This window comes from Shewanella aegiceratis (assembly GCF_019457495.1).
GTDB classification, from domain to species: domain Bacteria; phylum Pseudomonadota; class Gammaproteobacteria; order Enterobacterales; family Shewanellaceae; genus Shewanella; species Shewanella loihica.
The window spans coordinates 2,851,490-2,873,162 of record NZ_CP080416.1 but is presented as its reverse complement, the minus strand read 5'-3'; the positions used below and the strand labels follow the sequence as shown (position 1 = coordinate 2,873,162).

Here is a 21,673-nt window from a genome sequence, read left to right as displayed (position 1 = left end):
TACATCTAGCAAAAATCTGACTTATTGTGACAGGCGTCTACAAATTGAGCGATCGCCAATTAAATCTGTGAAAATAGTGATGCGATTGTTGATTAAATGTTTCACATGTGGTTCTATTTGTTGGCGAATGTGCACAAGTGTAACGATTGATGTTTATTTGTGTTTACTTTCACAAAAAAATAAAAAATAAAGTCCAGGGAGAAACAACATGTATAAGAACAGCTTATTAGCTAATTCAGTGCGTTTCGCACTAGTTGGCGGTGCAGCTATGACAGCTTTTACTGCTCCAGCAGTATTCGCGGCAGACGAGCAAGCTGCAGATAAAGTTGAACGTATTGAAGTTACTGGTTCACGCATTAAGCGTAGTGATCTTGAAGGTGCTTCACCTGTAACAACGATCACTGCAGACGATATGAAAGTTGAAGGTAACTTTACAGTAGCCGATGCGCTACGTAACAGTAACTTAAACTCTTTTGGTTCATTCTCTGAGCGCTCTGGTAGCTCTGCTCAGTCTCAAGCAACAATCAACCTACGTGGTGCTGGTTCAAGCCGTACCCTAGTTCTGATCGATGGTAAGCGTTTCCCAGGTTCACCTACTCTAGGTGGTTCTTCTGCTAACCTTAACGCCATCCCTATGGCAGCGGTTGAGCGTATTGAAATTCTAACCGACGGTGCTTCTTCTACTTACGGTTCTGATGCGATTGCTGGTGTTGTTAACATCATCATGAAGAAGAACTTCCAAGGTATCGAATTCAACGTTGGTGGTGGTTCACGTGACCGTGACGGCGGCCTGACAAGTAAAGAATTCTCTGTGGTTGCTGGTTATGAAATGGATAAGGGTAACATTACCTTTGCATTCGACCATCAAGACCGTAAGGGTATCGCTGACGGCGACCGTGCTTTCTCTGCTCCTTGGATGCGTGACCTGAACGGTGACGGTGAAATCCAGGCTTACAGCGAAACTGATGGCTGGTCTATCTATGGTGCAACCATTGCTTCTCCAGACTTCTCAGAAGCTCAAGCTTCACCACTTTGTGATGACTTAGCAGCACAATACGGCGACAACGTATTCAAGACTGTTAAAGCTGACGATGACTGGGGCCCAGGTTCAACCTACTGTATGTATGCATACGGTAACGTTTCTTACAACAAAGCTTCTGTTGACCGTAACACTGTATATGTAGATGCAAACTATGAAATCGCTGAAGATGTAGAGTGGTTCGGTCGCATCATGTTTACGCAGAACAACTCTTTCGGTCGTTATGCGCCTCCAGCAGCTGCTTGGAACAACATGTCTGCCGATAACCCACATAACCCTTACGGCGAAGAAACTCGTGGTTACTTCCGTTGGGTTGGTATCGGTACTCGTGACGGTAACGTAGATGACTACAACCAAGATTACCTGACTGGTCTTCGTGGTTCTATCAGCGCATGGAACGATGCGACTTGGGAATTCTACTACCACTACAACAAGGCCGATAACAAGTCTATCGGTGAGTACTACCTGAGCTACTCTGGTCTTGCTTACAACGAAGCTAACGGAATCGATCTAGGTTCTGAAGCCGGTGTAAACAACATGAAGGCCACTACTCTGACTCAAGACCGTGCTACCTTCCACCAGTACAATGCTGGTATCGGTTTCGATGCATTTGAACTGCCAGGTGGTGCTGTTGCTCACTACTTCGGTTTAGAGTACTTCGAGCAAGATTTCGCTTCTATCTATGACGCGCAATCTGAAGCGGGTCTAATCGGTGGTAGCGCAGGTAACTCTGCTGGCGGTGACCGTCAAGTATGGGCTGCATTCTATGAAGCGGCTATGCCTCTAACTGACACCATCGAACTGAACATCGCAGCTCGTTACGATGATTACAGCGATTTCGGTAACAACGTAGCGCCTAAGGCATCTGTTCGTTGGCAAGCTCTGGATAACTTGGTTCTACGTGCTTCTTACTCAGAAGCGTTCCGTGCACCAGCTCTGGATCAGCTATATGCTGCAACCACTTTCAGTGCTGATGACGGTACCGACTACCCATACTGTGTATCTAACGGCATTGCTGATTGTCCTGAGAAGCAATACGATACATACATCCGTGCTAACAAGGACCTAGGTCCTGAGACTTCTGAGTACATCAACTTAGGTCTTGCATGGGATATCGTAGATAACTTTGGTATTAAGGTTGACTACTTCGACCTGAAGATCGATGACGTTATCAGCCGTCGTTCTATCACTAACGTAATGCGCGGCATTGCAAGTGGTAACTTGGCTCCATCTGATACCTTCTACGTAGTTCGTGCTCCAGGTGAAGCAGGTAAACTAGGTAAGGCATTAGAAGTTGGTACTGGTTATGGCAACAGCGATAAGCTACAGATCAAAGGTATCGACGTTGGTCTAAACGGTAACTTTGAAACTGATTTCGGTGACTTCGGTATCGCATGGACTAACAGCTTCGTTCTTGAGTATGTTGAAGAAGTTGAAGGCGGTTCAGGTGCAATCGACACTGCTGGTTGGTCAGGACAGCCTGAGTACAAGTCTGTATTTACTACTACTTATACAATGGGTGACCACCGCGTATCTTGGAACATGAACTACACTGACAGCACTTATGAGTCAAGCAAGTCAGTTGGTGACACTATTGTTCCAGAAGGTAGCTTAGATTCATGGTTGATCCACAACATCAGCTACACCTATGATGCAGGTTCTTTCGGTCGCATCATGCTAGGTGTTAACAACCTAACTGACGAAGATCCAGTTCTATCTTCAGACGGTAAGTTTGAAAACGCTGATCTGTACAACAACTATGGCCGCGAATACCGCGCAAGCTACACTCTGAAGTTCTAAGAGTAAGCCAATAGTTTTAGTATAAATATCTGATAAAAAGGCCCTATTTAGGGCCTTTTTTTATGGTATTAATAAAAGCCGATAACAAAAACGACAAAAGGGCGAGCATTATGAGCCATCATTGGGACGAATACTGGCAACAGGGACATCTGACATCTTTTGGTGACAGTTTTTCTGGCAATTACTCAGGCGTGCTAGAGACAAATTGGCATCAGGATTTTAATGCCTTAGCAGACAACTTTAAGGTGCTGGATCTCGCGACTGGCAACGGGGCATTACCGCTGCTGTTGAATCAACATTTCAAAGGCGCTAATAAGAAAGGTGAAGTAATAGGTGTAGACCTTGCCCAAATTAATACAAATTTAGATGAGTTAGCGTTAAATGAACAGGTGAGGCTATCACTGCTTTCCCACATAGATTGTTCAAGCTTGTCTTTTGAGGACAGTAGTTTTGACCTGGTTATCTCCCAATATGGTTTAGAGTACTCTGATTTAGCCCTTTCTATTCCGGAGGCGATTCGTGTGCTTAAGCCCGGAGGCAGACTTAGCTTGGTGACTCACCATAGCCGTTCGATGATCATTAATCGAAACCGGCGAATTTTGAATGTCGTCAGTCAGCATTCGATAACCAAAGTATTCGAGACCATAGAAGCGCTCATTTTGAAAATGGGCACGCTCACCAACGCAGAAGATGTTCAGCGCATCAAGCAAGATATCGAGTGCGAGCAATTGCGCCACCAATTGAATCAAGAGATCTCAACCCTGGCTCAGTCCGATGAGGAAGGGCTGAAGGACAGTGAGTTGCTTACCTATGTGGCGAGCCTTTTTCAACAAGGCCTCTTTTGGCCCTTGGCAAAGAAGCAGCAATATCTCGCTTTTGCACGGCAGCAGATTGAAACATTAAGAGATCGCCTCGGTGAGCTTGTCGAAGCATCTCTAGATGAATTGGCACTTTCAGCCATGTTAGCTAATCTAATTGAACTGGGTGCGAACTTAAGCAGCATTAATCAGATTGAAGATAATGCCGGTCAGGTTTTGGGTTGGAAGATTGTTATAAATAAAACTATCTAGTATCTGCAGGCCCCAATTCGCTATATGTATAAAAGATGTTTCAGATAGACCACGTGGTAATACCAGCACAACATAATTTGATGCAAACGTTTGCGATAAAGTTATTTGGTTAATAGTTTGTTAACAGTATATTTGGTTTTTGTTGTTTGTTATATCTTATTAAAATCATGTGGTTAGATATGTATTGTTGTTTAAATCGACTCGTGGGAATTAGAATTGTAAATATTGACTTGTTTGAAAAAACACCTCTTGTGTTATTTTCAGCCCCTAAGAGCTTTTTCTGCTAGTTTTAGCCGTTTCCAAATGTTGACACAGGTCAACATTTTGTGAAATGATGCCTGCGGGTCTACACCTTGATTGGTGTAGAAAAGGGAAGATAATAACTAACAATCACAAGAGAAATGCACACTTATGGTGGCGGAATTCATGCAAATATAAGCAGAAAACCCGTGTTACCAATAAGTTAAACCTTTTATTTTTCACTTCAAATTGGTTGGGAACTATGTCCAAGGTAAGCAATAGAACTAAAATCGCTACGGCGCTCATTGGCGCGCTGGCCTTAGCAGGCAGTAACTTAGTGGTTGCCGATCCACTTTCTGATGTTCAGAAAGCGGATGCGAAAATTCATGCAGATGCAGCCGCATCTCAAAAGAAAGTTGATAAGTATTACGATCAAGCGCAAGACATGGCGTTTGAATATGGCCAAGTTGCAGACACTCGTGAGTCAACTAAGTCATACAACGATTATGTAGCTGGCCTGGTAGCAGACCAAGAAGCCACCATGAAGCTTATCCAAGAAGACATCAACGGTGTTGATAAGCTACGTCAAGGCGTTGTACCGCTAATGTTCAAGATGGTTGATGCACTAGAGCAGTTTGTTGCTCTGGATCTGCCATTCAACAAAGAAACTCGTGAAGCCCGTATCAAGCGTCTTCGTGAAACTCTAGATACCGCTAACGTAACGCTAGCTGAAAAATACCGTCTGATCCTTGATGCTTATAACATCGAGCGTGAATATGGTTCTAAGTTGAATGTTGAAACCGGTAAGCTGCAACTTGACGGTAAAGAGATCCTGGTTGATTTCATCAACTTCGGTCGCGTTGCCTACTACGCACAAAGCCTAGATCAAAAGTCTGCATGGATGTTCAATCCTGAGACAAAAGCATGGGATAAGCTAGAAGATAGCTATCTACGTAACATTACTAAAGCAATTCGCCAGGCTCGTGGCCAGGGTGCTCCAGATATGTTCGCGTTACCAATCCCAGCTGCGGAGGCTGCACAATAATGAAAAAGTTAATCTCTACAGCAATCGTTGCTGCAAGTCTGTCTTTAACTGCTGGCATGGTGAGCGCTGCTGATGCGCCTAAGAACATCGACCAGCTACTTAAGCAAGTTCAAACCGACCGTGCTAACGCTGCTAAAGTAAACAAGAAGCGTGAAGCCGAGTTCCAAGCCGAGCGTGGCGATAAAGCTGCACTGCTAAAGCGTGAAAAAGCGGCTCTAGCGGCTGAAGAACAACGCGGTAAAGATCTTTCTCAAGCATTTGCCGATAACGAGCGTAAAATCGCTCAGTTAGAAGAAGACCGTAAGATTGCTCAAGGTGACTTGGGTGAGATGTTCGGTGTTGTTAAAGGTGAAGCCGGTGATTTCGCCGGTAAGCTTGTTTCATCAAACGTAAGCGCTCAGTTCCCTGGTCGTGATGCTTTCATCGCCGAGCTAGGTGCACGTAAAGAACTGCCAAAAATCGAAGAACTAGAAAAGTTCTGGGAAGAGCAGCTATTCGAAATGGCTGAGTCTGGTAAAGTGGTTACTTTTGAAGGTGCCGTAACTGGTATCGACGGTAACGTTCACAACACCAAGATCACTCGTGTTGGTGCTTACAACCTGCTAGCCGATGGTCAGTATGTTGTTTATAACGCCGATCTAGGTCTGGTTCAGCAGCTTTCACAACAGCCAGGTAGCGAGCAAGTTGCCAGCGTTAAAGACTTTGAAGGTCAAACTTCAGGCGTTCACAAGCTGTTTGTTGACCCTGCACGTGGTGTACTGCTAAACGTGTTCACTCAGAAGGCAACTATCGAAGAGCGTATCGAAGCCGGTGGTACTATCGGTTACATCATCATCGGTCTGCTTGTTCTTGGTGCCCTGATCTCTATCGAGCGTCTGGTGACTCTGTATGTTGTTGGCGCGAAAGTTAACGCTCAACGTAAGAACATCGACAACCCAGGTAATAACCCACTGGGTCGCGTACTTAAGGCATATCACGACAACAAAGATGTTGACGTTGAAACCCTAGAGCTGAAACTTGACGAAGCGATTCTGAAAGAAACTCCAGCACTTGAGACTCGTATCTCTATCATCAAGGTTTTAGCGGCTATCGCACCTATGATGGGTCTACTGGGTACAGTAACAGGTATGATTGCAACCTTCCAAAGCATCCAGCTATTCGGTACTGGTGATCCTAAGCTAATGGCTGGTGGTATCTCTATGGCTCTGATGACAACCGTACAAGGTCTAGTTGCTGCACTGCCACTAATGCTAATGCACGCTATCGTGATTGCACGTAGCAAGTCAGTTGTTCAAGTACTTGAAGAGCAAAGTGCAGGTATCGTTGCCGAGCACGCTGAGAAGAGGAACGCCTAATGATGCTATACCTGATGGACATCTGGGATTCCGTCAGGGGCTTCATGGCCTCCGGAGGCGACGTCCTCTGGTTGGTTGCGGCAGTGCTATTCCTCATGTGGGTGTTAATGCTTGAGCGCTATTGGTATCTCAATCTGATTGCGCCAAAAGAGCACAAAAACATTATCACCGCATGGGACAAGCGAGAGGATTCAACCTCTTGGCATGCACACCGTATCCGTGAAGCTTGGGTATCCCAAGCGAAACAAGATATGAATGCTCGTATGCTGATTATCAAAACCTTAGTAGCCATCTGTCCAATGATCGGTCTACTAGGTACCGTAACCGGTATGATACAGGTATTCGATGTGATGGCAGTTCATGGGACGAGTAATGCTCGTATGATGGCAGCTGGTATTTCAATGGCAACCATGCCGACAATGGCGGGAATGGTCGCAGCGTTATCGGGAGTATTCTTTAGTACTCGCCTAGACGCCAAGATGAAAATCAGTATGGAAAAGCTAAAAGATAGCCTGCCACACCACTAGAGAGAGATTGAACATGGCACGTAAAAAGCATTCAAGTATAGAAGAAGAAGCGCAAATTGATATGACACCGATGCTCGACATCGTGTTTATCATGTTGATCTTCTTTATCGTAACAACGTCGTTCATTAAGCCATCTGGTCTTGACTACAACAAGCCAGAGGCTTCTCAAGCGACAACTCAGAAGTCGGCAAACATCTTTATCGGTGTGAGCAAGACAGGCGTGATCAAGATGGAAAACCGTCAGGTTGACATCGAGCGTGTAACAGCAAACGTTGAGCGTATGCTGGCTGAATCACCAGAAGCGGCTGTATTGATCGAAGCAGATAAAGAAGCTGAACACGGCATTGTTGTTAAGGTTATGGACAATGTGAAGAAAGCTGGGATCAACAAGATTTCGGTATCAGCGGGGAAAGACTAATATGCTGAGAGGAATAGTATCATTATTAGTTGGTGGTGCTGTTACTTTCGCCCTGTTTGTTTTCATGGCCTTCTTGGTCGGTGGCGGCGCGAAACGCGCCGACACTGCCACTGATTCTCCGGTTATTGAGATCAGTATGGATAAACAGGATACGAAAGTGCAGGACAAGCCTAGGGTTAAACCTAAGCCACCTACACCGCCTGAGCAGCCACCTTTACCAGATACGCCACCGCCTGATAGCTCATCAGACATCGACACTAACATGTCTTTCAACATGACTGGTGTAGTAGCAGGTGCAGCATCTACCGGCTTTAAGCTGGGTAACATGATGACTCGTGACGGTGATGCAACACCTATCGTTCGTATCGAGCCACAGTACCCGATTGCTGCAGCGCGTGACGGTAAGGAAGGTTGGGTTCAACTTAGCTTTACCATCAACGAACTTGGTGGTGTAGAAGATGTGCAAGTGATCAACGCCGATCCTAAGCGTATCTTCGACAAAGAAGCTAAGCGTGCACTGAAGAAGTGGAAGTACAAGCCAAAGATTGTTGACGGTAAAGCCCTTAAGCAACCTGGTATGACTGTACAACTAGACTTTAAACTTGATGGAGGCAAATAGAGATGCAAAAGGTTAATACACTTGCAGCCGCACTATTGCTTGCCATTGGTGGAAGCCTAGTCGTTGCACCAGCAGCAAACGCTGCCGAAAAATGCCCCATTGAGAAGCGCCAGTCTAAGGCTGTAGGCCAAAGCTCGGCAAAGAAAGTGCAAAAGTCTTTCGAAGCTTATCAAGAAGGCAATATCGACGAAGCGATTGCCGTGTTGCTTGAAGCCAGCCCACGCGATGCTTTTGATAAGGCCTATATTGCCCGTATGTTGGGTAACTTTTACGCCGAAAAAAATCAGATGGGTACGGCGATCAAGTACCTGAAGCAAGCCGTTGACGCTGATGTACTTGGCGGTACAGACCATGGTGCAACCCTGCGTCTATATGCCGACCTGTTGATTCAGGAAAAGAAGTTTAAAGAGTCTATCCCTTATTACTACGAGTGGATGAAGTTTACCTGTAAAGAAGATCCACAAGTGTATCGTCGTATAGGTATCGCTTATTCAGAGCTCAAAGAGTGGGATAAGGTGCTCGGCGTTGTCGATAAGGGTCTGTCTATCAGTACTAAGCCAGATAAAGGCTTGTACCAGATGAAGCTGACTGCTTACTTCAACAAGAAAGATTATAAAAATGCGATTAAAGTCCTAGAGACTATGGTGCCTCTTTTCCAAGAAGATGGCCGTCTATGGGTACAGTTAGCGCAGTTTTATTTGATGACTGAAAGCTATGATAAGTCTTTAGCAACCTACGACTTAGCTTATAAGAATGGATTTTTAGAGACGTCGGGTAACATCACGCGTCTGTCTCAACTGCTGGCGCAAAATGGTTCACCATATCGCGCGGCGAAAATCTATGAAAAGCATATGAAGAGTGGCCTGATTAAGGAAGATGAGAAGACTTTCTCTATCCTGGGTGGCTTCTATCACAATGCTAAAGAGCTAAAGGAAGCGGCGGATTATTATGGTAAGGCTGCTGCCATCAACAACGATGGTAAACTTTACCTTAAACAAGCCCGTCTGCTCACTCTGCAAGAGAAGCACAAAGAGGCGATCCCTGTGCTGAAAAAAGCATTGGCTGCCGGCGGTGTGAGTGAAGGTGAAGTTGAGTTTGAACTAACCTTGGCTTATCTAGGTACTAAGCAGATTAAAGCAGCATACAATGCCTGCTTGAAGGCTGCTAAGGATGAGAAGACTAAGCGTTCAGCGACAAGTTATCTCGCCTATATCAAGGAAAAGGCACGTATTTATAACGTCGCACTTTAAGCCTTAAAATAAAAAGCCCCGCAAGGGGCTTTTTTTATGCCTGTAGATAAGTAAACAAGTTAGTTCAGACAATGCATCGCCGTATGGTGTTCCTTCTGCCCCTCTAAGGTGTGGGTCAATGAGCGGACATCTTCAAACAGGTTTTCGATGTTGAGATCGCTCTCGGGTTGGCAGAGACACCCGGCCAGCTCATAGTCGATGCGGTTGCTGTGTTTGCGTTGATAGTCTTGATTGAAGTCCATTATTTTCTGTTCTATGCGGGCGATAACGATTTCGGTTCCTTCTCTATCTATGTTAAACAGCCCCAAGGCAAAGTTATCCTGATTCAGTCTGGCGACCATATCCGTTGTCCTAAGTATCGCTTCTTGAACCTGTTTCATGAATAATTCCAGTAAATGAGGTTGCTTTACTGTTTCATGAATGTGTGGGCAAAGATACAATAAGGCCAGCGTCTGGCGTTCGCGCATGTGGCGGTGCCACTCACGGTTAAACACCTCCATAAAATAGGTTTGGTTGTAGACGCCAGTTTCGGGATCTCTGAATCCAGAATTACTAAATGAGTAAATCATTAGCTCGCTCCTCAGATACACCTAAGGTAATTATAGAAAACAACACTCACTTGCACAGAATATGAAGGATATAACTCGAATGAACAAAACGCTTCTCGCATTGACGATATCAGCTTTAGTGGCCATGGTGGGCTGCTCAGACAAGGAAACCAGTGCAAGCCAGGCCAAGAGCAATGCGCCAGCGCCAGAACAGACTGTGGCGCCTCAGGCACAAAGCGCAGAGCAGGAATACCTCGCCTTAGTGGATCGTTATTTTAACGACATGCTCAAACTAGAGCCAATGTACGCCACCTTTGTCGGCGTCAATGACTACAACGACCAGTTTGGCGGCGATCTGACTGAGGAGTATCTCAAGGCGCGTCACGAGCTTAACAGTCGCTACCTGAAGGCGGTAAAGGCGATAGATCGCAGCGCCTTACCCGAGTCGCTGCAGCTGAGCTATGACATGTTTACCTACGACAGAAACATGGCGCTGGTGTCCGAGACCTTCCCATCCTATTTCATGCCAATGAACCAGTTCTACAGCACAGTCATTACCATGGTGCAGCTGGGCAGCGGTGAGAGCGCGCAGCCATTTAACTCGGTTAAAGACTATGAAAACTGGCTATCGCGTCTATCGGGCTTCATCAACTGGACTAAGTTGGCCCAAGCGCGCATGGATGAAGGTATCGCCAGCAAGGTCGTTTTACCAAGAGTCTTGGTCGAGCGCATCATACCGCAGCTGGAGGCCCAACTGGTCGAGCAGCCGAGTGACAGCCTCTTTTATGCGCCTATCACTAATCTGCCAGAGAGCTTTAGTGAAGAGGAGAAGCAGAAGCTGACCCAGCAATATGACACTCTGATCGGCAAAGAGCTGATCCCTGCACTGGCGTCGCTCAAGCAATATTTCCAGGAGACCTATCTGCCCGTGGCCAGAGCCAGCGATGGATGGTGGGGACTGCCTAACGGTAAACTCTGGTATCAGCATCTAGCCAATGCCCACACCACGACCACTATGCCGGTTGATGAGATCCACCAGATTGGCCTTAATGAGGTGGCGCGTATTCTCAGCGAGATGGATAAGGTCAGAGAGCAGGTGGGCTTCACGGGCGATCTCAAGGCCTTCTTTGCCTCACTGTCTTCTGAGCCGCAATATTTCTTTAGCGAGCGTCAGGGGCTGATCGACGGCTACATGGTACTGAAGGACAAGATCAACGCCGTATTGCCTAACTACTTCAATGTCATGCCTAAGGCCGACTATGTGGTCAAGCCGGTCGAGAGCTTCCGCGAGCAGTCTGCGGCCGGTGCATCTTATGAGGCGCCTGCGGTCGATGGTTCGCGTCCAGGTGTGTTTTATATCAACACCTACAATCTGAAGGCGCAGCCTAAGTGGGGGATGACGACACTGTCACTGCACGAGGCCGCACCTGGGCATCACTTCCAGATCGCCATCAAGCAGGAGCTGACCGGTGTGCCTGAGTTCCAACGCTTTAGCGGCTATACCGCCTTCGAAGAGGGCTGGGCCCTGTACGCCGAGTATCTCGGCATCGAGATGGGCCTGTTTGAAGATCCTTACCAGTATTTCGGTAAGCTATCCGATGAGATGCTGCGCGCCATGCGTCTGGTGGTCGACACAGGGCTACATGCCAAGGGCTGGAGCCGCGAACAGGCCATTCAGTATATGAAGGATAACTCGCCGATGGCCGAGACCGACATCATCGCCGAGGTGGAGCGCTACATGGCTATCCCTGGCCAAGCCCTCTCATACAAGGTGGGACAGCTGAAGATCTTGGCTCTGCGCGCCGAGGCGGAAAAGGCTTTGGGTGATAAGTTCGATCTCAAAGGGTTTCACGATCAGATCTTAACCTCTGGCTCGCTGCCGATGGCGGTAATGGAGCAAAAAATCCACCGCTGGATAAAAGCTCAGGGCGCAAAGGCATAATCTGAGCGTTATACCTTTTTAAACCCAGCAAATGTTTTATACTTGCTGGGTTTTATTTTATTCATTTTTAGGGAAATCAAAGGAGTGCCACATGGTACAAGCAACAGCACGTCATCTATTGGTTAGCAGCGAAGAAGAATGCGCACAGATCAAGCAACAGATCCTGGATGGCGCAGATTTCGGCGAGATGGCCAAGGCGCATTCATCTTGTCCATCAGGGGCGCAGGGCGGCGACCTGGGGTCTTTCGGTCCTGGCATGATGGTACGTGAGTTCGACGAGGTGGTCTTCAGTGCGCCGCTAAACGAGGTGCAAGGCCCGGTTAAGACCCAGTTCGGTTATCACCTGCTCGAAGTGACCAGCCGCGGTTAATCTCTTGATCGTCGAGTTATATACAGACAACTTAAAGATCCGCTCGCTCATGCCTGAGGACTGGCCGAATTTCTTGTCGGTCCATCAGGATGAGCGGCAAAACCGCTATGTCAGGGCGCCCCAAACTGAAGGCGTGATCCGGGAGAAGTTTGAGCAGCGTCTCGCGCCCTGGGATTACGAGTCTGGTGCCTGGCTGACCCTGGTGATTGAAACCATAGAGGATGGTGAGTTTATCGGTTTCACCGGCTTCTATGGCGTCGATACCAGCCTGGGTCAGGTCGAGGTGGGCTATATGCTAAGCAATAGTGGCCAGGGGCGCGGTTATGCCACCGAGAGCCTCAGGGCGGTGATCGATTGGGCCTGCCTGCAGTTTAATGCCCATAAATTTATTGCGCTCTGTACCGACCAGAATCTGGCCTCGGCCCGGGTGCTTGAGAAGTGCGGCTTTATCCTTGAGGGCACCTTAAGGCATAACTTCAGGCTAAATGATGCCTGGGTGGACGATCGTTATTATGGATTGCTCGCCTCGGAGCGCAGTGATAGCCCGCAATAGGCCAGAGTGATATACTCCCGCCGACTCAGTTAAATAAAGGTAGTTAGTGTGACCACAGAATCTCAAACCTTGACCCTGTTACCGGGTGAAGAGTTTATTGAACTCTATAAAGTATTGAAGGTGCAATCCATGACCTCAGGTGGCGGCGAAGCCAAGATGGTGATCAGCGAAGGCCTGGTGACCGTCGACGGTGAAGTCGAGACCCGTAAACGTAAGAAGGTGATTGCCGGACAGGTGGTCAGCTACAACGGCGAAAGCGTGACAATTGTCGCTGAGTGATTCGTCGCGACAGATCCAGAAGGAGTCAAACTATGCAGTTCCCAGATGATGATAATGGCAAGATGTTAGCCGCCATGGCCGAGGCCGGTATCGATTTAACCAAGGCCTTGGATGTGGATTTTTTCCTGATCTTCGACGATCAGCGCGATGCCGAATCCGCGGTGGAAGAGCTTTCCCAGTCAGAGCTAGAAGGTGAGTTGGAGCTACACCTCAACGATGAGCTCGGTAAGTGGGAATTGATCGTCTGCATCAACATGGTGCCGGAATATCAGGCCATCGTCGATCAGGAGGTTGAGCTCAACGAGTTTGCCGCCGAGTTCGGTGGGGCGACCGATGGCTGGGGCGTGATGCAGCATCAGGAAGGTGACGATGAGTTTGCCGACCATGACCATGAATGCGATGACGACTGCCATCATTAATCGCGACTAATTCAAAGTGCCACTAATTTAATAAGCCACTATTTATAGTGGCTTTTTTTTGCGGTAACGTAAGCAATAAGATAAGCGAGCCAAGGATTAGGGAGAGCAGATGGCGAAGCAGATCAGTTTTGGTACCCCGGTCAACGACGCCGAGCGCTGGGCATTTGCCATGCTGGCCGACGAGTTGCCCGACAACTACATACTGCTGACCAATGTGGAGATCCCCACCAAGTCGGGACAGGCGATGGAGGTCGATGCGCTGGTGATCGGCGAGTGGGGCGTTTATGTAGTCGACGTGAAGGGCTATATCGGTCGTCTGGACGCCGGCCTGCATGCCTGGTCGCTCGATGGCCGTCAGGTGGATAACAGCCTAGCCAAGGCCAACTATGTGGCTCGCGTGCTGGCAGGCAACGTCAAACACAAGATCCCCGTGGGGGTCTATGCGCCCTGGTGTCAGGGGATGGTGTTTGTCACCGGCCGCAAAGGGGAGGAGATTGAGCTTGAGAAACAGCAGGGCTCTTTGAGCATCTATACTCCGAGTCAGATAGTCGCCGCGCTCACCAAAGAGTGGGGCCTCACGGCGCCGCGTAAGCATCAGGTGACCGACAAGCAGAAACAGATGGTGCTGGAGACCATAGGCCAGGTGGCCTTGGTGGAGCAGCGCAACAATAAGATCCAGGATTTCGTTAAGCTCAAGTGTCTCTTCATCCAGAGCGGCCTCGAGGTGTGGCAGGCGGAGTACAGCCCCGGCGGTTGGACGGCGCCCTGGCTGCTCAAGGTATTGGTGCCGACTCAGTTTGAGAACAGCGATGAGTCGCTGCAATATGAGCTGCGTCTGCGCGATGAGTTTAAGCGCCTGCAGACCCTGGCGGGCTGTAGCTGCGTGCCGCAATGCGCGCCGCTTATTCAAGATGGCGAGCAGTTGGTGTTGCCCATTCGGATGCCACGGGGCGTGCCACTGGATGTGCTCGAACATGAGCAGCTGACCACCTATCAGCTACTTGAGATCCTGCGCCGCGCCGTCTCCGGCTTGCAGCAGATCCATCGTCGTGGTGTCACGGTTGGCGGCTGGCAGAGCAACTGTCTGTTCGTCTCGGATCTCGGCGATGTCGAGTTTATCGATATCAAGGACAACCTCAATGCCAGCCAAGATATCGCCGCCTTCGCCGCCAGTTTTCTTTCATTGGCGGAGCAGACACGTCAGCCGAGGATCTATCAATGGTTTCGCCAGGCTGCCAGTGGCAGTACCACAGATCTGGATATGATCCGCTGTGATATCGCGGCATTAATAGACAACGGCGTCTGCGACACCCTGCCGGAGCACATCGAAATTGCCAGCGGCGCCATTATCGATCATCACTATCAGCTGGAGCAGTTCATCGCCGCCACCGACCATAGCCAGTTCTGGCGCGCGCGTCATCTTCAGGGCAACTATCCCTGTGGCGTCTCAATCTATGCCAAAGTGGAAACCGACTGGCTGATGCTCAGCAGCCTCTATCGCAGCCTGTCGAAACTCTATCACCCCCATGTGGAGCAGGTGCTGAATTTCGGCCAGCTGCCCCAGAGCGATGAGCTGTTTATCAGCCGCGCCTGGGAGCGCGGCGTGTCGCTGGATGAGCTAAGGGATATTCAACTTGGGCAACCGGCAACCTGGTTTACTCAGTTATTGTCGGCACTGCAGTATCTGCATCAGATGGATATCTATCACGGCGCCATCTGCCCGAAAAACATCATCTGCAGCGAAGATAAGGCTGTACTGGTGAACTTCGGCATAGGGCTGGATATCGCCACCAGTCATTATGCTCGCCGTTACGCCGACCCTCAGCTGTGGGCCGCCGAAGGGGAGGCGGAGAAGGACCTCTACGGTTTGGTGGCAAGCTTTATCGCCACCCTGACGCCGGTCAAACTCCAGGGGGATGGTGGTCAGGCTGGGATCATCAAGGCGCTGTATGCCTTCGACCGGGAGTGGTTTGGTGAGAAGACCTTCGATACCTGCCTCAAGGTGCTCAACTTCGAGTTCGATGTGGGCCAGGGCGTTAACTATCTCGACGCCTTCGACGCGAGCGATCTGCTTGAGTAAGTTCTAGCTTAGATCGTCGCTTTGGTGGCGGTATGGGGCAAAGATCTCCAGCAGCCAGTCGATAAAGGCCTGAACCTTGAGTGGTCGCTCACTTTGCTTTGACGGCGGTAGATTCGGCGTCAACACATAGTAGGCGTAGGGGCTGGTAAATTGGGTCGCTAAGGGGATCACCAGGCTGCCCTCTGCCAGCTCCTTTTCGATGAAGAAGCGGGGGATCAGGGCAAGCCCCATGCCACTGACCGCCGCCTGGCTCAGCATATAGAAGTGCTCCATCCCAAGCATCTTGTCTGTGGTCAGCTTGAGCCCCACTTTCTCGGCCCACAGTGGCCAGAGCTCGGGGCGGGTGGTGTGCTTCAGTAACGTCTGACGGTTGATATCTTGAAGGCTGTCTATCTGCTTGGCCAGCTGCGGGGCGCAGACCAGGCAGAGATCTTCATCCATCAACTTGAGCACATGGCAATGGGTCGGGCGCACGGTGGCGCTACGAATGGCCACATCATACTTATCCCGCTTGAAATCCACCTGAAAGTCGCCGATGGAGAGATCCACATAGAGGTGGGGATGGCGGGCCTTAAACTCCTCGAGTCTCGGGATCAACCAGTTGATGGTGAGGCTGGGCAAGACGTTGATCGACAGCGCCTGCGCGATACCCGGTTGTGACCTCAGCTCCTCTGTGGCCTGGCTGATGCTTTGCAGTGCGCTGCTGATATGGCGCAGATAACGCTCGCCCTCAGGCGTGAGGCTGAGCTGTTTATGCTGGCGGCTGAACAGGCTGACATCTAGGTAAGACTCTAGTGTTTTTATCTGCTTACTGATGGCGCCATGGGTGACAAAGAGTTCATTCCCGGCGCGGGTAAAGCTTAGGTGTCTTGCCGCCGACTCGAAGGCACGCAGGGCATTTAGGGGCGGGAGTGTCAGTTGATCCATATTTTATTTGTGAGATTATTTCACGCTAAGGCGAGGATAACTCCTTTGCCAAATGGATGCAAAGCGCGTTTAATAGCGGCCAATTGTGAATAAACCTTTATAGAGTCCCTATGTCCCTCGAACTGAGTTATGAACTGATGGCACTGCTGTTTGCAGTGGCCGCCCTGGCCGGTTTTATCGACGCCATCGCTGGAGGCGGCGGCCTGATCACCATTCCAGCGCTCATGTGGGCCGGCCTGCCACCTACGGCGGCGCTGGCGACCAACAAGCTACAGGCCTGTGGTGGCAGTTTCTTTGCCAGTTTCTACTTCGTGAGAAAGGGGATGGTGGATCTCAGTAAGATGAAATTAGCCATCTGCTGCGCCTTTCTTGGCGCCGCGCTTGGGACGGTCGCGGTGCAGCTAATCGATGCCAGTGTGCTTAAGCTGCTGCTGCCTTTCTTGATCCTGGCGATCGGCTGCTACTTCCTGTTTTCCAAGTCCATCAGTGAAGAGGATAAGCATCAGGTGATGTCGCCAACCCTCTTTGGCCTGACGGCCGCCTTAGGGGTAGGCTTCTACGACGGTTTCTTTGGCCCAGGCACCGGCAGCTTCTTCGCGCTGGCCTTCGTGTCGCTCGCCGGATATGGGCTGGCGAAGGCGACCGCCCATGCCAAGGTGCTCAATTTCTCCACCAACATTGCCTCACTGATCTTTTTCGCCTTGGGCGGCAAGGTGCTCTGGCTGCTGGGCGGTGTCATGCTGCTGGGTCAGGCGATTGGCGCTACCTTAGGTTCGCGCATGGTGGTAACTAAGGGCAGTAAGATCATTCGCCCGCTGGTGGTAACCATGTCGATCGCCATGAGCGGCAAGTTGCTGCTGGAGCATTACCTGTAGTACTTTCTCTGACATAAAAGAGCCGTAGTCTCTGTAAGTCAGTGACTTAGGGGATTTGACAGCGGAAATCGAATGCTGTGTATTTCACCTGAGTTTTGTGTAGAATGGCTGAAGGTTTAGTTTAATCTAATTACATTTCAGTAACATGCAAAGCCAGGGAAGTTAGGATGGCCTTTAGCCAAAACAGGATTGTTTGTACGGCATTGACGCTCTGTTTGAGCCTGTTCGCGTCTCAGAGTCATTATTGTAAGGCGCATAGCCGGGAAACGGATGCCCGCGCCCATGAATATCAAGTCACCATGAGTACCCTCTATGCCCATGGTGACAGCCAGCAAGTCGGCGTCCGGGCCCGGGCGCTCCTCAAGTATCAAACTGATTCTGCATCGAGTAACACCGAGTCGGTTAGCCTCTCTGTTATCCCGACTATGTTGCAGTATCAAGACCCTGCCTATCGACTCAATATTAATAGTTTCGATGATGCCGGCCGCGGCGCGGCCCTGGCCAAGATAGTGCGTCAGGGAGCGCAATTAAGCGGTGACGACAAGGTCGCTACAAGTCAAAGCCAGGCGCGTTTCAAGGCTCAGGATGAATGGGATGCCTATCTCGCCAAGCAGGGCAAAGAGGCAACTAGGGCGCTGGCACCGCTGAAATCCCTGTTCACGCTCAATCCGCTCATACCCTTAGCTCAAAGGGAAGCTAAGGCGGCTAGTGTGGGTGACACCCTTGTGCTCGGTGACCTGTTTCAAATCGCAGCGAGTGAGTCAGCACCCTGGCAGATAACCGCCATCGAGGGGCAATGGGTGACGGCGACGCTCGAGCAGAGCAGTGTGCAACAAGGAATAGAAAACCGACGCTATGGCCAGCTGAGGTTCGATAGGCATACCGGCTGGCTAGATAGGCTCTTGTGGGTGGAGCAGCAAGAGAAAGGCGATAGGAGGCAGACGCGTCGCTGGCTGCTGGCACCTAAATCGACTCTCTATGTGAGCGACATGCTGTGGCAGGATGATGGAAGCACTTTCGATGATAGTGGCTTCCCCCTTGAACCTGATGATGATCTCTTTGAGATCCCAACCTTGCCCATGACGCCGGACGACCCTGATGCTAGCCTCCCTATGATGGAGCCGGACCAAGGGATCATGTCAGCCGGTTGGGGCGGTGATGATATCGAGCTGCGCTACATTCATGGCCTAGTCGCGGGGGACTTTGCCACCTCGGTCGAATACCAAAATATCCAGCTTATCGACTGGCGGGACAGAGAGATAGATCTGCCCTTGTGGCGCCATAGTGTCCGCGGCGCCAGCGCCCTGGAGGGTGTGGTCAGCTCAGGGGTTAATCTGCTGCCGCTCGGCTGGGGCGAGAGCCGGGCCAAGTTGGAGGAACTCTATCAGATCCGCGCCGAGGTGAACTTCACTCCGGTACGCACATACACTGAGCAAGTCTCCTGGCAAGCGCTGTTGAAGCAGTCTTACCGCTTTGGTGAGGCGACGCTAACACTCAGTGCACTGAACAAATCCGGTCGCTATCGCCTGGTCGTGACTAATCGTGGAGTTAACAGCCTGTCGCCTGATTTCAACGGCCTAAACGGCAAGTTGGGCTTCGAAGCGCCAGTAGGTCAGGGGCCTAAGTGGCTGACGAGCACAGAGCAGCTACTGCTCGAGGAGCTATTTTTCCGTGAGCAGGCCTCCCGTGAACAGGTTTCTGGCGAGCAGGCCTCCCGTGAGCAGACTAGTCATGTCTACATCTTGCAGTTAGCAGAGGTGCCCACATCACTCTCAATCCTCCATGGCGAACAGCTAAGAGATAGGGTGAGGACAAAAGCGATCACCTTTGTGACTCAGTCAGACTATGAGGCGAACCTCGCCAATCCACCGCTAACGCCAGTCTCAAGGTACAGCTTTGATGGCGATGCATCTGCTAAGTCGAGGGATAGATGGCAGTTTGCCGAGCCATCGGTCGTCTCTCGTACAGGGAACGATCTCTATATCCCTATGCCGACGGCCCTTGCCGAGGTGTGTCGGCCGCAGATAGATACAGGATTTAGCGAGGCCGGTAAGCCGGTACAGTGGCGCCTTATCGATAACGGTCAGGGGCAAAGCGCCTATGTGCTGGCCAGCCAAGATGGCAGCCGGCGCTATTTCTACGACAAAAGCATCCAAGGCAGCATTGTCTGTCAGGGGCGCCCACAATGGCAGAGCATTGGGCAGGGCGATAAGCGTCGTCCCTGGCTGGTGGATCTAACCCCCTGGCTATCTAATCTGGATAAGCGCAAGGCTAAGGTGAGTCGTTTATATCGTTCGCTGCTGATAACAGACGCCGAGGGACGGCCACTGTCGCCGCGTCTGCCTAAGAATGTCGAGGGGCTGGAGAAGGCCTTGGTTGAGGGGCGATTTCTTAGCGTCGATGGCGCGGCGAGCAGCGCCGCCTATCTCGCCATCGGCGATGAGCCTATGAGCTTTCCCTATCAGTTTAAGCTCAAGCCACTGCCCTAGGAGATGAGTATGCAGCGTATCTTACTGTTTCTGCTTGTCTTGTTTTTAAGCTTGGGCGCCGCCGAGGCGAGCATCTGGCTCGATAAGGACTGGCAACCGACCGAGCTAAAGAGCGAGGCCAAGTTTTATCTCAAAAAACCACTTGAGCCTCTGCCCGGCCCGTCCTTGGGGCGGTTTCGCTTCGAGCCCTATTATCTCGGCACAAACATCAAGCAATTTAGTGGCGACCTAAGCAGTGACCGCCTGGGAGATAAGGGCACTCATCCCGTGGGGCCTTATCGCTTCTTCGCCAGCGATGGCGCCTTGATCGAGCAGGGCGAGTTTAATGACCAAGGGCAGCGCCACGGTCAGGTGAAGATTTACGATGAGCAGGGAAAACTCAGCTGCGACTGTCAGTTCGATAGGGGCGAAAGAGAGGGCGCGCAGAAAGAGTATTACCCAACAGGCGAGCTTAAGCGCGAGTCTGTTTATCACCAGGGTAAGCCAGTGCAGCAGGAGATGGTCTATACACAGACCGGGGCGCCGGTACGTACCTTTTGTCATACCGGGCGGTGCAGTGACCGCTTCTACAACCCACAAGGTCAGCTGACCATGGAAAGCCAGAAACGAGGTGGGCGTAAACATGGTACCGAAACCTTCTGGCAGGATGGCAAGGTGGAGGTGACCCAGGCCTATCGTGACGGCAAGGAGGAGGGGGATTACTTTGCCTATTTTCAAAGTGGTCAGCTCAAGCAGCATCTCAGATGGAAAAATGGGGTCAAGACCGGCGAGCAGCTGAACTATTTCGAAGATGGTCGCCTGGCCAAACGCGAGGTCCTCGATGAACGTGGCCGCACCGAGAGCGTGGTCGAGTATCGTGACAATGGTGAGAGCTATCTCGAGGCGGAATATCGCTACCTCGCCGATGGCGACCGCCAAGAGGTGAGGCGCTTCTATCAAAAAGAGGTCTTGGTCAAGCAGATAGAGCAGCACAAACAGAGGCAGTGGCGTCTGGTCAGCCAATATCTTGAGGGCGAGATGATAGGCCGCGAGGAGACTATAGCGGGTAAGCTCACCGGATTAAAAATTGAGGCAAAGCTTGGCGGTAACAACAGGCTTGGCGCCAACAATAGCCACGCCACTAATAATAACCACGGCCGGAATAATCAAGTCGCCTGGATAGAGAAGAGCCACTATCACGACGGCGTGAAGCAGGGAAAGGCCGAGAAACGAAGCGGCGATGGCAGGCTCATCTATCAGGGAGAATATGCCGCCGATAAGCCGGTGGGTGATTGGGTGATGCAGAGCCGCGAGATGCGCACCCAGTGCCACTATAACCGCCATGGCCGGCTCGATGGCGAGTATTTATCCCTGGGGGAGGCGGATCAGGTGTTGGAGCGAATCCATTATCGCGATGGCGAGCTGACCGGCAAATTTGAGCGCTACTATAGCGACGGCGAGATCTACGCCCTAGGGCAATATCTTAACGGTCAGCGTGACGGCGATTGGATAGTGCCGCCGAGCGAGGGGGATTATTCGCCGCGCCCCGTGACTCGGCGCGAAAATTGGCAAGGCCGATATCGGGCAGGCAAGCAGGTGGGGAAATGGCAGCGTTTCAGCGCCCAGGGCTATAGGCTGGCTATCGCGAAGTTTGATGAGCAGGGGCGCCTGCATGGCACTCAGTATGCGTTTTATGATGATGGCGCCCTGAGCAAGCGAAGCGAATATCGCCACGGCGAGCCGACCGCGGCAGAGCAAAGCTGGCCCTATCGCACTCAGCATGAGCGGATCTTCCAGCGATAGCAGCAGGGCCTGGCTGCTCACAGCATTATTCAGTAAATATTATTTT

Annotated in this window: 19 protein-coding genes; 17 read left to right on the top strand and 2 right to left on the bottom strand. The window is 50.6% G+C overall.

Going from position 1 to position 21,673, the window contains the following annotated elements; all coding sequences use genetic code 11:
- Positions 1-208 precede the first annotated feature (208 nt).
- The 8 genes from K0H80_RS12655 (at position 209) to K0H80_RS12620 (ending at position 9,363) form a co-directional block, all read left to right on the top strand.
- Positions 209-2,839: a TonB-dependent receptor gene (locus K0H80_RS12655; RefSeq protein ID WP_220071810.1), complete on the top strand. Its 2,631-nt coding sequence runs from the start codon at positions 209-211 to the stop codon at positions 2,837-2,839.
- Between the two features lie 110 nt (positions 2,840-2,949).
- Complete coding sequence (locus tag K0H80_RS12650; protein WP_258406090.1) at positions 2,950-3,909, top strand: class I SAM-dependent methyltransferase; 960 nt, start codon at positions 2,950-2,952, stop codon at positions 3,907-3,909.
- A 502-nt stretch (positions 3,910-4,411) separates the two neighbouring features.
- Positions 4,412-5,194 carry a DUF3450 domain-containing protein gene (locus tag K0H80_RS12645; protein ID WP_011866275.1) on the top strand — a complete coding sequence of 261 codons (783 nt, stop codon included), beginning with the start codon at positions 4,412-4,414 and terminating at the stop codon, positions 5,192-5,194.
- Positions 5,194-6,549, top strand: coding sequence for a MotA/TolQ/ExbB proton channel family protein (locus K0H80_RS12640; protein ID WP_011866274.1), 1,356 nt, complete (start codon positions 5,194-5,196; stop codon positions 6,547-6,549). Before K0H80_RS12645 ends, K0H80_RS12640 begins: the two co-directional genes overlap by 1 nt.
- Positions 6,549-7,076 (top strand): MotA/TolQ/ExbB proton channel family protein, encoded by a 528-nt coding sequence (locus K0H80_RS12635; RefSeq protein WP_011866273.1) that lies wholly within the window; start codon positions 6,549-6,551, stop codon positions 7,074-7,076. The genes K0H80_RS12640 and K0H80_RS12635 overlap by 1 nt, the downstream gene beginning before the upstream one ends.
- Positions 7,077-7,089: 13 nt before the next feature.
- Positions 7,090-7,494 carry an ExbD/TolR family protein gene (locus K0H80_RS12630; RefSeq protein WP_011866272.1) on the top strand — a complete coding sequence of 135 codons (405 nt, stop codon included), beginning with the start codon at positions 7,090-7,092 and terminating at the stop codon, positions 7,492-7,494.
- Between the two features lies 1 nt (position 7,495).
- Positions 7,496-8,113, top strand: a complete 618-nt coding sequence (locus tag K0H80_RS12625; RefSeq protein ID WP_011866271.1) for an energy transducer TonB — start codon at positions 7,496-7,498, stop codon at positions 8,111-8,113.
- A 2-nt stretch (positions 8,114-8,115) separates the two neighbouring features.
- The gene (locus tag K0H80_RS12620; RefSeq protein ID WP_011866270.1) at positions 8,116-9,363 is read left to right on the top strand and encodes a tetratricopeptide repeat protein; all 1,248 of its coding nucleotides are present in this window, start codon (positions 8,116-8,118) and stop codon (positions 9,361-9,363) included.
- Between the two features lie 59 nt (positions 9,364-9,422).
- Here the strand turns inward: K0H80_RS12620 and K0H80_RS12615 are convergent, their stop codons facing one another.
- Complete coding sequence (locus K0H80_RS12615; RefSeq protein WP_011866269.1) at positions 9,423-9,932, bottom strand: GGDEF domain-containing protein; 510 nt, start codon at positions 9,930-9,932, stop codon at positions 9,423-9,425.
- 79 nt (positions 9,933-10,011) lie between these two features.
- Here K0H80_RS12615 and K0H80_RS12610 point away from each other — a divergent pair, with 79 nt between their 5' ends.
- The 6 genes from K0H80_RS12610 (at position 10,012) to K0H80_RS12585 (ending at position 15,554) form a co-directional block, all read left to right on the top strand.
- Positions 10,012-11,853 (top strand): DUF885 domain-containing protein, encoded by a 1,842-nt coding sequence (locus tag K0H80_RS12610; RefSeq protein WP_220071808.1) that lies wholly within the window; start codon positions 10,012-10,014, stop codon positions 11,851-11,853.
- Between the two features lie 91 nt (positions 11,854-11,944).
- Entirely contained in the window at positions 11,945-12,223 is a 279-nt protein-coding gene (locus K0H80_RS12605; protein WP_011866267.1) for a peptidylprolyl isomerase, read from the top strand.
- A gap of 7 nt (positions 12,224-12,230) precedes the next feature.
- Positions 12,231-12,776 carry a GNAT family N-acetyltransferase gene (locus K0H80_RS12600; RefSeq protein ID WP_220073978.1) on the top strand — a complete coding sequence of 182 codons (546 nt, stop codon included), beginning with the start codon at positions 12,231-12,233 and terminating at the stop codon, positions 12,774-12,776.
- Positions 12,777-12,824: 48 nt separating this feature from the next.
- Positions 12,825-13,055 (top strand): RNA-binding S4 domain-containing protein, encoded by a 231-nt coding sequence (locus tag K0H80_RS12595; RefSeq protein ID WP_011866265.1) that lies wholly within the window; start codon positions 12,825-12,827, stop codon positions 13,053-13,055.
- 32 nt (positions 13,056-13,087) lie between these two features.
- Positions 13,088-13,474 carry a ribonuclease E inhibitor RraB gene (locus K0H80_RS12590; RefSeq protein WP_011866264.1) on the top strand — a complete coding sequence of 129 codons (387 nt, stop codon included), beginning with the start codon at positions 13,088-13,090 and terminating at the stop codon, positions 13,472-13,474.
- A 109-nt stretch (positions 13,475-13,583) separates the two neighbouring features.
- Positions 13,584-15,554, top strand: coding sequence for an NERD domain-containing protein kinase family protein (locus K0H80_RS12585; protein ID WP_220071807.1), 1,971 nt, complete (start codon positions 13,584-13,586; stop codon positions 15,552-15,554).
- 3 nt (positions 15,555-15,557) lie between these two features.
- Here K0H80_RS12585 and gcvA read toward each other — a convergent pair whose 3' ends face one another.
- Positions 15,558-16,481 (bottom strand): transcriptional regulator GcvA, encoded by a 924-nt coding sequence (gene gcvA, locus K0H80_RS12580; RefSeq protein ID WP_220071806.1) that lies wholly within the window; start codon positions 16,479-16,481, stop codon positions 15,558-15,560.
- 110 nt (positions 16,482-16,591) lie between these two features.
- On the opposite strand from gcvA, the gene K0H80_RS12575 reads away from it, so the two are divergent.
- The 3 genes from K0H80_RS12575 to K0H80_RS12565 all read left to right on the top strand — a co-directional run bounded on the left by K0H80_RS12575 (position 16,592) and on the right by K0H80_RS12565 (position 21,627).
- Complete coding sequence (locus K0H80_RS12575; RefSeq protein ID WP_220071805.1) at positions 16,592-17,356, top strand: TSUP family transporter; 765 nt, start codon at positions 16,592-16,594, stop codon at positions 17,354-17,356.
- A 167-nt stretch (positions 17,357-17,523) separates the two neighbouring features.
- Positions 17,524-19,845 (top strand): hypothetical protein, encoded by a 2,322-nt coding sequence (locus K0H80_RS12570; protein WP_220071804.1) that lies wholly within the window; start codon positions 17,524-17,526, stop codon positions 19,843-19,845.
- A 9-nt stretch (positions 19,846-19,854) separates the two neighbouring features.
- Positions 19,855-21,627, top strand: a complete 1,773-nt coding sequence (locus K0H80_RS12565; protein ID WP_220071803.1) for a toxin-antitoxin system YwqK family antitoxin — start codon at positions 19,855-19,857, stop codon at positions 21,625-21,627.
- The last annotated feature ends 46 nt before the right edge of the window (positions 21,628-21,673 follow it).

Bases quoted from the DNA above. Each gene is read 5' to 3' on its own strand.
- K0H80_RS12655 (WP_220071810.1), top strand. From the start codon at position 209: ATGTATAAGAACAGCTTATTAGCTAATTCAGTGCGTTTCGCACTAGTT.
- K0H80_RS12650 (WP_258406090.1), top strand. From the start codon at position 2,950: ATGAGCCATCATTGGGACGAATACTGGCAACAGGGACATCTGACATCT.
- K0H80_RS12645 (WP_011866275.1), top strand. From the start codon at position 4,412: ATGTCCAAGGTAAGCAATAGAACTAAAATCGCTACGGCGCTCATTGGC.
- K0H80_RS12640 (WP_011866274.1), top strand. From the start codon at position 5,194: ATGAAAAAGTTAATCTCTACAGCAATCGTTGCTGCAAGTCTGTCTTTA.
- K0H80_RS12635 (WP_011866273.1), top strand. From the start codon at position 6,549: ATGATGCTATACCTGATGGACATCTGGGATTCCGTCAGGGGCTTCATG.
- K0H80_RS12630 (WP_011866272.1), top strand. From the start codon at position 7,090: ATGGCACGTAAAAAGCATTCAAGTATAGAAGAAGAAGCGCAAATTGAT.
- K0H80_RS12625 (WP_011866271.1), top strand. From the start codon at position 7,496: ATGCTGAGAGGAATAGTATCATTATTAGTTGGTGGTGCTGTTACTTTC.
- K0H80_RS12620 (WP_011866270.1), top strand. From the start codon at position 8,116: ATGCAAAAGGTTAATACACTTGCAGCCGCACTATTGCTTGCCATTGGT.
- K0H80_RS12615 (WP_011866269.1), bottom strand. From the start codon at position 9,932: ATGATTTACTCATTTAGTAATTCTGGATTCAGAGATCCCGAAACTGGC.
- K0H80_RS12610 (WP_220071808.1), top strand. From the start codon at position 10,012: ATGAACAAAACGCTTCTCGCATTGACGATATCAGCTTTAGTGGCCATG.
- K0H80_RS12605 (WP_011866267.1), top strand. From the start codon at position 11,945: ATGGTACAAGCAACAGCACGTCATCTATTGGTTAGCAGCGAAGAAGAA.
- K0H80_RS12590 (WP_011866264.1), top strand. From the start codon at position 13,088: ATGCAGTTCCCAGATGATGATAATGGCAAGATGTTAGCCGCCATGGCC.
- K0H80_RS12585 (WP_220071807.1), top strand. From the start codon at position 13,584: ATGGCGAAGCAGATCAGTTTTGGTACCCCGGTCAACGACGCCGAGCGC.
- gcvA (WP_220071806.1), bottom strand. From the start codon at position 16,481: ATGGATCAACTGACACTCCCGCCCCTAAATGCCCTGCGTGCCTTCGAG.
- K0H80_RS12575 (WP_220071805.1), top strand. From the start codon at position 16,592: ATGTCCCTCGAACTGAGTTATGAACTGATGGCACTGCTGTTTGCAGTG.
- K0H80_RS12570 (WP_220071804.1), top strand. From the start codon at position 17,524: ATGGCCTTTAGCCAAAACAGGATTGTTTGTACGGCATTGACGCTCTGT.
- K0H80_RS12565 (WP_220071803.1), top strand. From the start codon at position 19,855: ATGCAGCGTATCTTACTGTTTCTGCTTGTCTTGTTTTTAAGCTTGGGC.